Consider the following 12,154-nt stretch of genomic DNA (forward strand, 5'->3'; position numbering starts at 1 on the left):
TTTATATCAATGAGAATAAATTATAATTGCAAGATCATAACGCATATTATTATTGATTGAGCACAAACAGTGTAGTTTTAAGTTTCAAGCTGTGTGCCTTTATCGTTGAAGGAATAAGTAGCATGTTTAAAATTGGGTTAGTTTCAGTATCAGATAGAGCTTCAAGTGGCGTTTACCAAGATGAAGGCATTCCATCATTAGTTTCATGGTTACAAACCGCATTGAAAACGCCTTTTACAACCGAAAATCGTATTATTCCTGATGAGCAAGCTGTCATTGAACGAACATTATGTGAGCTTGTGGATAATCTACATTGCCATTTAATTTTAACCACCGGAGGTACTGGTCCTGCAATTAGAGACGTAACACCTGATGCGACACTTGCCATCTCTGATCGGGTGATGCCAGGATATGGAGAGCAAATGCGTCAAATCAGCTTACATTTTGTACCAACTGCAATTTTATCAAGACAAGTTGGTGTTATTCGTAAAAAGTGTTTAATCATAAACCTACCTGGCAGACCAAAATCAATCAAAGAAACACTTGAAGGACTTAAAGACAATCAAGGAAATGTAATTGTTAATGGTATCTTTGCCAGCATTCCCTATTGTATACAACTATTAGAAGGCCCTTACATTGAAACTCATGATCAAATAGTTAAATCTTTTCGCCCTAAAGATGCAATTAAATCAAAACTTTAATTTTATGCAAATTTAATGCATAATTATTTATACAGTAATTACTGCTAATACTTTTAAAATGACTGGAGTTATTTTTGTTTAAATAGCAAGAAAATTTTATTATAAGTGTTATAACTTCATGTATTAGAAAAAGACAGTAACAAAATAAAAGCCAAGGAACATTATGAGACAAGCTAATCTCACTAAAACTTTTAAAGAGATGCTTCTTCAAGAGAAGTTTAGTTCGCAAGTAGAAATCGTACAAGCGCTACAAGAACAAGGTTTTGATAATATCAATCAATCAAAAGTTTCACGTATGCTAACCAAATTTGGCGCAGTAAGAACTCGAAATGCAAAATCCGAAATGGTCTATTGCTTACCTGCTGAAATCAGCGTACCAACTACAAGTAGCCCATTAAAAAACTTAGTGATTGATATCGATTTTAATAGTTCAATGGTGGTGATACACACCAGCCCTGGTGCAGCCCAACTCATTGCTCGGTTACTCGACTCAATTGGTAAATCTGAAGGTATTTTAGGTTCAATTGCAGGTGATGATACAATTTTTAGTACACCAACTAAAGAGTGTACAGTAAAAAAATTGTATCAAACCATTATCGAATTGTTTGAACGAGAATTATAGTGGTTGCAATTTCCCCATATTACACCTAATAATTTTTAACATTTAACCTGTTGACACAATTAATAAAATAGTTAATCTTATATAACGCTGACTTCGTTACAGAAGTTGCAAAACGAAGAGGCGCATTACTCAGGTAAATCATTTTAGGTACTGGAATCATTAATAAATGATTGAGGGGATGTAATGCCGAGGTTTGATTGCCTATCCAGAAGCTATCAAATCGACTGCAAGGGCTGAATCCCTTGGGTTGTCACCTTAACAGGTGGAGCACTTCAGGGTTTGTACTTTTTTAATTGTAAATAGGACACACCCGCTCTAACTCTGTTAAAAATAAAAATTTTTAATATGAGGAATCCATGGAAACATCATTTGTAATTGCTAAATTTGGTGGTACTAGCGTTGCTGATTACCCTTCAATGGTAAATAGTGCCAATATTGTAATAACTAATCCTAACGTAAAAGTTGTGGTACTATCGGCATCTGCTGGCGTAACAAATTTGTTAGTCGCATTAGCAGAAGGACGTGATGCCGATGTTCGATCTCAACATATTGCAAAAATTCAATCGATCCAATACAACATCTTAGAACAATTACCTGAAAATCCTGAACTACGAACTGAAATTGACAAAATCATTGCTAATATAGCGTCTTTGTCTGAAGCCGCAAGTTTAGCTACATCACCAGCATTAACTGATGAGCTAGTTAGCCACGGTGAAATTATGTCTTCAAAACTGTTTGTCGAAATATTGAAAGAAAAACAAAAAAATGCCATATGGTTTGACGTCCGTAAAGTTATGCGCACCGATGATAAATTTGGTAAAGCCACACCTAAAATTGAAGATATTAAACAGCTTTGCTGTGCGCATTTAAAATCACTAAACAGTCATAGCATCGTTGTAACACAAGGATTTATCGGTAGTGAAAGTTCAGGCAAAACCACCACTTTAGGCCGTGGGGGCAGCGATTATACCGCAGCGTTATTAGGTGAAGCATTAAATGCAACTCAAATTGACATTTGGACTGATGTTGCAGGAATTTATACTAACGATCCTCGCATTACGCCAGCAGCTAAACGCATTGATGAAATATCTTTTGCTGAAGCAACTGAAATGGCAACGTTTGGCGCAAAGGTACTACACCCTGCAACACTAGTACCAGCAGTACGTAGCAATATCCCTGTTTTTGTTGGTTCAAGTAAAGCACCTCAAGAAGGAGGAACTATTGTTTACAACACTAATAGCATTACATCTAAATTACCAGTATTTAGAGCGTTAGCACTACGTCGTAAACAAACATTGTTAACACTTACTAGTTTAAATATGCTACATGCTCAAGGTTTTCTAGCTAATGTGTTTACGATATTAGCCAAACATAATATTTCAGTTGATTTAGTCACAACATCAGAAGTTAGTATTGCATTAACTATCGATACAACAGGCACTAACACCAATGGTAACAGTTTATTAACGAAAGCATTATTTGATGAGCTGTCAACAGTGTGTCATGTCACAGTTGAAGAAGATTTAGCTCTAATTGCTATTATTGGAAATAACCTAACTTCAACACAAGGTATAACAAAAGAAGTGTTTGGTGTATTAAATGACTTTATTATTAGACTTTGCTGTTATGGGGCAAGTACTCACAATCTTTGCCTATTAGCAAAAAGCAATGACGCAGAATCAATTATTAAAATTCTGCATAAAACAATTTTTGAATCATAATATTAAAAGGGAGATTAGCGCTCCCTTCTTCAATCAAAACAAATTTTAATATTTAGACAGTCACTTTAAAATAAATTAACTTTCATTAAAAATGATTATAAAATATTATTAATGAATCAATAATTTTTTAACTTTGTATTCATAACATTAACATTTAGATTAAACCATCTTACTTCTTTATTATAATTAGTTATTACTATATTTTGAATATGATTTATTACTCTTAATTAATCGATTAAAACTATTAAATTGAACATCAACTTCTGTTAGATTTTTTAATTAATTTGAGTAAACTAAAATTAATTTCAATAACAAGAGGAAATTACCATGGGTATTATAAGTTGGATAATTCTAGGATTAATTGCCGGCTGGATTGCCAAGTTTTTTATGCCATTAGGAAGTGTAGGTGTAATTAAAACAATTTTATTAGGCATTGCAGGTGCTTTAGTGGGAGGCTATATTAGTACTTTCTTTGGTTGGGGTAGTGTTACAGGATTTAACTTCCCTAGTTTGTTAATATCAGTACTTGGTTCGATTATACTCATTTATATTTTTCGCCACATAAAAAAATAATTTATTTCCTATTAAATTGGCGGTTTTCCCGCCAATTTAAATAACGCTTAAGTTTTATGCAATTAGATATATCATCCTTTTTAGTTCAAAGTTCGTAATAAGTAATTTCGTCATATCCAGAATTTTGTTATATTATTTACTTAAACCAATCAATTTCAACTTGTAGATTATAATGTTAAAAATATTCAATACATTAACCCGAGAAAAGGAAATCTTTCAGTCTATTATCCCGAATAAAGTTGGACTATATGTTTGTGGTGTGACAATTTACGATCTTTGCCATATTGGTCATGGGCGTACTTTTGTTGCATTCGATGTTATTGCACGTTATTTACGTTTTTTAGGTTATGATTTAACTTATGTGCGTAATATTACTGATGTTGATGACAAAATCATCAAACGTGCACTCGAAAACGGCGAGAGTTGCGATCAACTTACCGATCGAATGCTACAAGAAATGTATGCAGATTTTGATGCACTGAATATAAAACGCCCTGATATAGAACCACGTGCTACTCATCACATGCAGCAAATCATCCAATTAGTTGAAAAATTAATTACCAAAAATCACGCTTATATTGCCGATAATGGCGATGTAATGTTTTCAGTAGACAATGATCCGAATTATGGTATTTTATCGCGACAAAATTTAGAACAGCTACAAGCTGGCGCTCGTGTTGATGTGGTTGATGTTAAACGTAATCCAATGGATTTTGTGTTATGGAAAATGTCAAAACCGAATGAACCAAGTTGGGATTCGCCATGGGGTAAAGGTCGCCCAGGTTGGCACATTGAATGTTCGGCGATGAATAGTTATCAGTTAGGTAATCATTTCGATATTCATGGTGGCGGTTCTGATTTAATGTTTCCACATCATGAAAATGAAATTGCCCAATCAACCTGTGCGCATAATGGTCAATATGTCAATTATTGGATGCATTCAGGCATGGTTATGATAGACCAAGAAAAAATGTCAAAATCACTCAATAATTTTTTCACAATTCGCGATGTACTAAAACATTATGATGCCGAAACAGTGCGTTATTTTTTACTATCAGGCCATTATCGTAGCCAACTCAATTATAGCGAAGAAAATTTAAAGCAAGCGAGAATAGCACTAGAGAGACTCTATACAGCCCTACGAGGCACCGATCCAACTCATCCACACATGACGCCTGACAGCAATTATTATCGCCAATTTTGTGATGCAATGGATGATGACTTTAATACGCCAGAAGCTTATTCAACTCTTTTTGATTTAGCTCGTGAAATTAATAAAGCCAAAGCTGATAATAATATGTCACTTGCTAATGAATTAGCTGCTGAATTACGTTATTTATCCGCTGTACTTGGATTATTAGAGCAAGATCCCATTAAATTTTTACAAGGTGATCAGCAAGATGATGTTGATGTTGCATTAGTTGAGGCATTAATAAAACAACGCAATGAAGCCAGAGTAAGTAAAAATTGGGCACAAGCCGACGAAGCTCGCGACAAATTAAATGCAATGAATATTGTGCTTGAAGATGGCGCGAATGGAACAACATGGCGCAAAAAAAGTTGATATTCTCAAAATCAAAATTTTGATGAATAAATAAAATAACGCACTAAAAGTGTCAATTAAAAATAACACCCACAATTCTGCGGGTGTTTCTATTTGTGATCATCGTAACGTTTTATCAATCGAAGTTAAAATACCACGCAAAATATTCAGTTCCTGTTGTTCAATGCGTGCGCGCGTAAACAATCTTCGCAAACGTCCCATAATTTGCCCCGGATGGTTGACATTAATAAAGCCTGTGTGTAATAAAGTTTGTTCTAAATGCTGGTAAAAACGCTCTATATCGGCATCAATAGGAAATTCAGTTTCGGACAGATTCGCATTTTTTTGCTCTGATATGTTATTTTCAAGATTTAACATTGACATACGAATTTCATAACACAAAACTTGCACCGACATGGCAAGGTTTAAAGAACTATAATCAGGATTAGCAGGAATGCCAACATGATAATGGCACTTTTGCAATTCTTCATTGGTTAAACCGACTCGCTCGCGACCAAAGACCAAAGCAACCTTAGCGCTGGCATTAGTTGCTTCTTGAATAATCTTATCACCACATGTCTTTGGGGTTAAATGTGGCCATTGCAAACTACGAGAGCGGGCGCTAGTGCCAATCACTAGAGTACAGTCGGCAATCGCTTGTTCAAGTGACGAAAAAATTTGCGCATTTTTAATAATATCACTCGCACCTGCCGCTAGCGAAATTGATTGAGAATCAGGCTTGATGACTGGATTAACTAAACAAAGATTCGTTAATCCCATGGTTTTCATTGCTCTTGCAGCAGAGCCCATATTACCTGTATGAGATGTTTCGACCAAAACAATCTTTATATTATCTAAATAACTCACATTATCCTCATTCATTAAAAAAATCTTATAACGTACAATACACTAAATACTTATTGATACAGTATATATTAAAATTATAGTAAAATCAGTTTCAGTCCCACTGTTATGCAATAACTAATTAATAGAATCTATTTTTAAATTAAATTCACAAAAATGTAATTAATAACGAATATCTTATTGACGAATCTAAAATAATTTGCCAATGTAATGATAGCAATCTTTAAAAAGGTTAGATTTATTGAGAAAAAAACGGAGGTCAACTATGGCGTTAAGTATTACCAGTAAACAAATGGATATTACCCCTGCCATTCGTAGCTATCTAGAAGATAAGTTTTCGAAGTTAGATAAATGGAGAGCACATCTAATCAATCCTCATTTTATTTTATCCAAAGAACCAGATGGATTTATTGTTGATGCAACAATAGCTACCAAAGGAACACCATTAGTTGCATCTGCCAAACATATTGACATGTATGCTGCAATTAATGATCTTATTGATAAACTTGAAAAACAACTTAATAAGCTGCAACATAAAGGGGAAGCTCGCCGTGCAGCTAGCAGCATAAAAGATGCAGTATTAGAAGAGGAAATTTAATTAATTTATTTTCTCAATTTAATAAAAAGGCACTTTAATGGTGCCTTTATTTTTTTGCTTGTTATAATACAAACTATCTTTTTTTAAATATCTAATGAAAATGACTGCAAACCCTTTATTACCTTTACGAGATAAGATTAATAAACTAGATAAAACGTTGTTAGAACTTATTGCTGAACGTCGCAGACTCTCGACGCAAGTAATTCATACTAAAATTGAAGCAGACATTCCTGTACGTGATATTGAGCGTGAGCGTTTACTTATAAAGTCCTTAATCAATCAGGGGAAAAATTATCATCTTGATGATGTGTTCATAAAACGCTTATATCAATTAATTATCGAAGATTCTGTACTATTACAACAAAAAATATTACAAGAAAAGCTTAATCACGGTACTAGTGCCACTGCCAAAGTTGCCTTTTTAGGTCCCAAAGGATCTTATTCGCATTCAGCTGCTCGCCGCTATGCTAGCACTCACTTAGATGAAATGATTGAATTAGGCTGTTCAACCTTTAAAAATATTTTTGAGCAAGTCGAAAATGGTGCGGTAGATTATGGCATTTTACCAATAGAAAATTCTAGCTCAGGCTCGATTAATGAGGTTTATGATTTATTGCAAAAAACCAATTTGCACATTATTGGTGAGCTTTCTTTACCTATCGATCATTGCGTTCTCGCTATACCAAATTCACAACTTGAGCAAATTAATACTATTTATAGTCATCCACAACCATTCCAGCAATGCAGTAACTTCCTAGAAAACTACCCTCATTGGAAGATTGTATATTGCGACAGTACTTCATCAGCAATGGAAACTGTTGTTAAATTGAATCAACCTAATGTTGCAGCAATGGGTAATAAAGATGGCGGTGAATTATATGGACTGCAAGTCCTTGAACATAATTTTGCTAATCAAAAAGACAATATTACGCGTTTTATTGTGTTGGCACGCCAGCCGATTGAGGTTTCGGATCAAATTCCAGCTAAAACCACAATTTTAATGAAGACTGGTCAACAAGCAGGTGCTTTAGTTGATGCCCTATTAGTATTACGTAATCATAATATCGTCATGACTAAACTTGAGTCGCGTCCAATTCATGGTACACCATGGGAAGAAATGTTTTATATTGATTTGCAAGGCAACATCCATTCTTATGAAATGCAAACAGCACTCAAAGAACTAGCATCAATGACGCTATATACTAAGGTGCTCGGATGCTATCCAAGTGATTCAATTGTTGCGGTAATGTAATGACTATGACAATGCAACATTTTTCACAAGCGGTACTTAACTGGTATGAACAGTACGGTAGAAAATCGCTACCTTGGCAAATCGAAAAAAGCCCTTATCATGTTTGGTTATCAGAAGTCATGTTGCAACAAACTCAAGTTGCAACTGTTATCCCTTACTTTAACCGTTTTATTGAACAATTTCCCAAGGTAACTGACCTAGCAAAAGCTTCAATAGATGATGTATTGCACCTTTGGACAGGTCTTGGCTATTATGCAAGGGCACGTAACTTACATAAAGCAGCCCAAATGATTGCTGAAAAGTTTAATAGTGAATTCCCAACACAATTTGACGATGTCATTGCTCTACCCGGCGTAGGGCGTTCAACTGCTGGGGCAATTTTATCACTTTCACAAAATCAGCATTATCCCATTTTAGATGGCAATGTAAAACGTGTTTTAACCCGATATTTTGCAGTTGAAGGCTGGCCTGGTATTAAAACTGTTGAAAATAGGCTCTGGCAATTGAGTGAGCGAGTTACACCAAAAAATGATGTTGCAAAATTTAATCAAGCCATGATGGATATTGGAGCAACAGTTTGTACTCGCTCTAAACCTAAATGCACTTTATGTCCTTTACATAATCATTGCCTTGCCTATAAAACTGAAAGTTGGCAAAAATACCCAACAAAAAAACCTAAAAATACTATTCCTGAAAAAATAGCCTATTTTTTAATGCTTGAATATCATAAAGCTATTTGGCTCGAAAAAAGACCAGCGTCTGGCATTTGGGGAGGGCTATATTGTTTACCTCAGTTTTCAAGTAAACAAGCGTTAACTGACTGGTTAAAAAAATACGGAATTGAAACAACCAAGCCAAAGCAACTCATTGCCTTTCGCCACACATTTAGCCATTTTCACTTAGATATTATTCCTATCCATTGTGTTATCACTAAATATAAAAAATGTTGGGATGAATCTTGTGGCTATTGGTATAACCTCAAATCTGACAATGCCAAAATAGGACTAGCAGCTCCTATTTATAACTTATTAAAACAAACAACTTATTAACGCCTCTTTATCAGTATCTAGGTTATTTTTCGTATATAATTACCGATTATTTTTAATGATATTCTATTATGCAAAGCAAACCACATCAAAGTTTATCTAGCTACTTAGTCTTTTTAATGGCATTTGCTATTGGTATTACTATTGCCAGCAATTATTATGCGCAGCCGCTATTACATTCGATTACACATGATCTGCATATAAAAGTAGAAAATGCAGGATCAATCATTATGGCTGCGCAATTTAGTTATGCTGTTGGCTTACTTTTTATCGCACCACTTGGCGATAAATTGGAGCGTAAAAGGCTGATTATTATTTTAATGATATTATCCACTTGTGGACTTATGGTAAGCGCTTTATCTCAAAATATATGGATGCTTATCATAGGCACAGCTATGACAGGGCTATTTTCAACGGTAGCTCAAGTTTTAATTCCTTTTGCCGCTACGCTATCAAAACCAGAGCATCGTGGTAAAATTGTGGGCATGTTAATGAGCGGTATGCTACTAGGTATTTTATTAGGTAGAACCTTTGCTGGTATCATTTCAACAATTGCTGATTGGCATGACGTGTATTGGATTGCAACAGGTATGATGACCATTGTGACGCTATTACTCTGGATTTCTCTACCTAGTTACCGTAGTGATATTAACATTAATTATTTTAAGCTGTTATGGTCGATTGCTTTATTATATAAACAAGAACCAATACTTAGAATTCGTTCACTATTAGCCATTATATCATTTGCACTATTTTCACTATTATGGACACCGCTTGCCTTTTTGTTAACTAATGCACCATACCACTATTCTGATTTTATTATTGGCTTATTTGGACTTGCTGGTGCGGCTGGGGCAATGGGATCACCAATAGTAGGAAAATTGTCAGACAAAGGCAAAGGTTTTATTGCAACCACTATTGGGTTATGCTTATTACTGTTATCTTGGTTGCCACTCTCGTTAGCCCAATATTCAATTTATGCCTTAATTATTGGCGTGATTTTATTAGATTTTGCCGTACAAGTTACCCACGTCTCAAGTATGAATGCCATTTATCAAATTAGGCCCGAAGCACGCAGCCGAATGAATACAGGTTATATGGTATGTTATTTTATTGGCGGAATGCTAGGATCTGTGGGTTCGACCTATTTATTTAGTCATTACGGATGGATAGCGATAATCATTGCAAGCACGTCTTTGGCAATATTAGGTATCATTTGCTGGCTTTTTTATACTAAAACGCATTCCTATTAGAAACTTTTTGACAAAAATCACAGTAATAAAATGTCAACCTAGATCAAATATGCATAGCATATTTGATCAATTGTTTTTTTAATAATGAGCTATGATTAATAGCATTCATACCAATGGTTCTTAATGTCTTTTTCAGCACATTATCACCATTAAACATATCTTGAATAGTTCGCATGGCTGTTAACATAACTAACGTATCTTTACGACGGTTAAACTCAAATGACTTCAAATTATTTACAAGTCCAATATCTTTTTGTGTATCAAGTGATTTTTTAATGGCCGAAACTAATAAAGCTGAGTCTTGAAAACCTAAATTTACACCTTGTCCAGCTAAAGGATGAATCGTGTGCGCAGCATCACCAATAAGTACTAGGCGGTGTTTAACAAATTGTTTTGCAAAACGCGCTTTTAATGGAAATACCATGCGCGGGTTAATTAATTTGCATTTGCCTACCTTATCACCCGTTAACGCTAATAATTCATTTGAAAATTCAGATTCACAAAGCGAGGACAACATTGCTGCATTATCAGGTTTAGTCGACCAAACTAAGCAACTTTTATATTCATCCCAAAGAGGAAGAAAAGCGATAATCCCATTTGGATAAAACATTTGTCTAGCACAAGATTGATGTGGATACTCAGTTTCAACAGTTGTAATAAGAGCATGATGAATATAATCGCGCTCAAAAACAGAAATATTTTCGCATCTACGCACCCAAGAGTGAGCACCATCAGCACCTATCATTAATTTAGATTGTAAAACAGTTTTATCAGCAAGCGTCAAAAAGGCAAAATCATCATTAAATGTACAATCAATGGCTTCACAACCAAAAATATTAATATTGGAGCAATTTAAAGCATATTGGTAAAGATAATGAGAAATCACATTATTTTCGATTATATATCCAAGATTAGGATAGTCATAATCTTTGGCATGAGCAGACAAATGAGCTTGACCATATTTTTCCCATACACCTATTTCGGTAAATTCTTGTACACGTTGACTTGCGCACAGATCATCCCATATACCGATTTGCGAAAAATACCGTTGGCTTGCGCCATTAATAGCTGAGGCTCTAATACCTATTTCACTATGTGACAATGATGCATGCCGATGAATTTTAGCATCTATAATTGCAATGTTTAGTGCATATTGACTAAGTGCGCAGGCTGTCGCTAACCCCACTAACCCTCCACCTACAATTGCCACATCAAATTGAATATTCATACCAATAATTACATCTATTTATTATCTAACTTATCATCATTTTTTGATTCCACTTCGTCATCATTCATCGCTTTTTTAAAGCCTTTCAATGCTGAACCAAGATCTGAACCTAAATTACGTAATTTTTTGGTACCAAATAATAAAATAACTACAGCAAGAAACACTAAAAGATGTGGAATACTAAAAGACATAATAAACTCCTCTCAATAAATACAAGTCTCTATTTAGGATAGGCCTTAAAACAGATTTTATAGCATATTATTATACTCTTTTTATGATGGGATTTCATGAATAGTTCAAGAACAAAAAAAAGACCTGTATAAAACTATACAGGCCAACATGAAATATAAGGAATATAAGGAAAGAAAACAATGAAAAATCCTTACCCTTCTTATTATCCGTTTTTTTTCGCACTAGTCAACGTTTTTATTTTTTTAATTTACTTATCCATAACATAACAATAAAACAACAAATCAAAATAAAACAAACAAATAAATAGAAAGGTGACACTTGATCAATATCAAAATTAGATTGAAAAAACAAATATAAACATTAAAATAAACAATTTTTACAGAAAAAACACAAATTAAAAACAGAAAAAAATTAATTTGTGTTTTTTTAAACCATTTTCCATAAACAAAAATATGCAATAAGAAAACAAATTAATATAAAAATAAAAAGAATTCCATTAATTTCCTATATTATGGATTTATACAAAATTATTTTAAAATACACTATAATCAATCAACTTAT

12 protein-coding genes and 1 riboswitch are annotated in these 12,154 nt (G+C 34.1%); of the genes, 9 read left to right on the plus strand and 3 right to left on the minus strand.

What is annotated here, in order from left to right:
• Positions 1 to 122 precede the first annotated feature (122 nt).
• The 5 genes from mog to cysS all read left to right on the plus strand — a co-directional run bounded on the left by mog (position 123) and on the right by cysS (position 5,181).
• The gene (gene mog / locus ACYIAJ_RS06240; protein ID WP_483559166.1) at positions 123 to 701 is read left to right on the plus strand and encodes a molybdopterin adenylyltransferase; all 579 of its coding nucleotides are present in this window, start codon (positions 123 to 125) and stop codon (positions 699 to 701) included.
• 163 nt (positions 702 to 864) lie between these two features.
• A complete protein-coding gene (argR, locus tag ACYIAJ_RS06245; protein WP_483559168.1) occupies positions 865 to 1,323 on the plus strand; it encodes a transcriptional regulator ArgR in 459 nt (152 codons plus the stop codon).
• Positions 1,324 to 1,430: 107 nt separating this feature from the next.
• A riboswitch (Lysine riboswitch) is annotated at positions 1,431 to 1,604 on the plus strand.
• Between the two features lie 75 nt (positions 1,605 to 1,679).
• Positions 1,680 to 3,044, plus strand: coding sequence for a lysine-sensitive aspartokinase 3 (gene lysC / locus ACYIAJ_RS06250; protein WP_483559169.1), 1,365 nt, complete (start codon positions 1,680 to 1,682; stop codon positions 3,042 to 3,044).
• A gap of 327 nt (positions 3,045 to 3,371) precedes the next feature.
• Positions 3,372 to 3,617 (plus strand): GlsB/YeaQ/YmgE family stress response membrane protein, encoded by a 246-nt coding sequence (locus ACYIAJ_RS06255; protein ID WP_483559170.1) that lies wholly within the window; start codon positions 3,372 to 3,374, stop codon positions 3,615 to 3,617.
• 172 nt (positions 3,618 to 3,789) lie between these two features.
• Complete coding sequence (cysS, locus tag ACYIAJ_RS06260; RefSeq protein ID WP_483559172.1) at positions 3,790 to 5,181, plus strand: cysteine--tRNA ligase; 1,392 nt, start codon at positions 3,790 to 3,792, stop codon at positions 5,179 to 5,181.
• Between the two features lie 99 nt (positions 5,182 to 5,280).
• Here cysS and trmJ read toward each other — a convergent pair whose 3' ends face one another.
• Positions 5,281 to 6,042, minus strand: coding sequence for a tRNA (cytosine(32)/uridine(32)-2'-O)-methyltransferase TrmJ (trmJ, locus tag ACYIAJ_RS06265; RefSeq protein WP_483559173.1), 762 nt, complete (start codon positions 6,040 to 6,042; stop codon positions 5,281 to 5,283).
• A 247-nt stretch (positions 6,043 to 6,289) separates the two neighbouring features.
• On the opposite strand from trmJ, the gene raiA reads away from it, so the two are divergent.
• The 4 genes from raiA (at position 6,290) to ACYIAJ_RS06285 (ending at position 10,173) form a co-directional block, all read left to right on the plus strand.
• Entirely contained in the window at positions 6,290 to 6,622 is a 333-nt protein-coding gene (raiA, locus tag ACYIAJ_RS06270; RefSeq protein ID WP_483559174.1) for a ribosome-associated translation inhibitor RaiA, read from the plus strand.
• 100 nt (positions 6,623 to 6,722) lie between these two features.
• Complete coding sequence (pheA, locus tag ACYIAJ_RS06275; RefSeq protein ID WP_483559222.1) at positions 6,723 to 7,874, plus strand: bifunctional chorismate mutase/prephenate dehydratase; 1,152 nt, start codon at positions 6,723 to 6,725, stop codon at positions 7,872 to 7,874.
• A gap of 5 nt (positions 7,875 to 7,879) precedes the next feature.
• Complete coding sequence (gene mutY / locus ACYIAJ_RS06280) at positions 7,880 to 8,923, plus strand: A/G-specific adenine glycosylase (RefSeq protein WP_483559224.1); 1,044 nt, start codon at positions 7,880 to 7,882, stop codon at positions 8,921 to 8,923.
• 68 nt (positions 8,924 to 8,991) lie between these two features.
• Entirely contained in the window at positions 8,992 to 10,173 is a 1,182-nt protein-coding gene (locus ACYIAJ_RS06285) for an MFS transporter (protein ID WP_483559175.1), read from the plus strand.
• 43 nt (positions 10,174 to 10,216) lie between these two features.
• Here ACYIAJ_RS06285 and ACYIAJ_RS06290 read toward each other — a convergent pair whose 3' ends face one another.
• Together ACYIAJ_RS06290 and ACYIAJ_RS06295 are read right to left on the minus strand one after the other, a co-directional pair.
• Positions 10,217 to 11,401, minus strand: a complete 1,185-nt coding sequence (locus tag ACYIAJ_RS06290; protein WP_483564487.1) for an FAD-dependent monooxygenase — start codon at positions 11,399 to 11,401, stop codon at positions 10,217 to 10,219.
• A gap of 14 nt (positions 11,402 to 11,415) precedes the next feature.
• On the minus strand, positions 11,416 to 11,592 hold the full coding sequence (locus ACYIAJ_RS06295; RefSeq protein ID WP_065637331.1) for a Sec-independent protein translocase subunit TatA: 177 nt from the start codon (positions 11,590 to 11,592) through the stop codon (positions 11,416 to 11,418).
• Positions 11,593 to 12,154 lie beyond the last annotated feature (562 nt).

This window comes from Gilliamella sp. X-46, assembly GCF_057063525.1.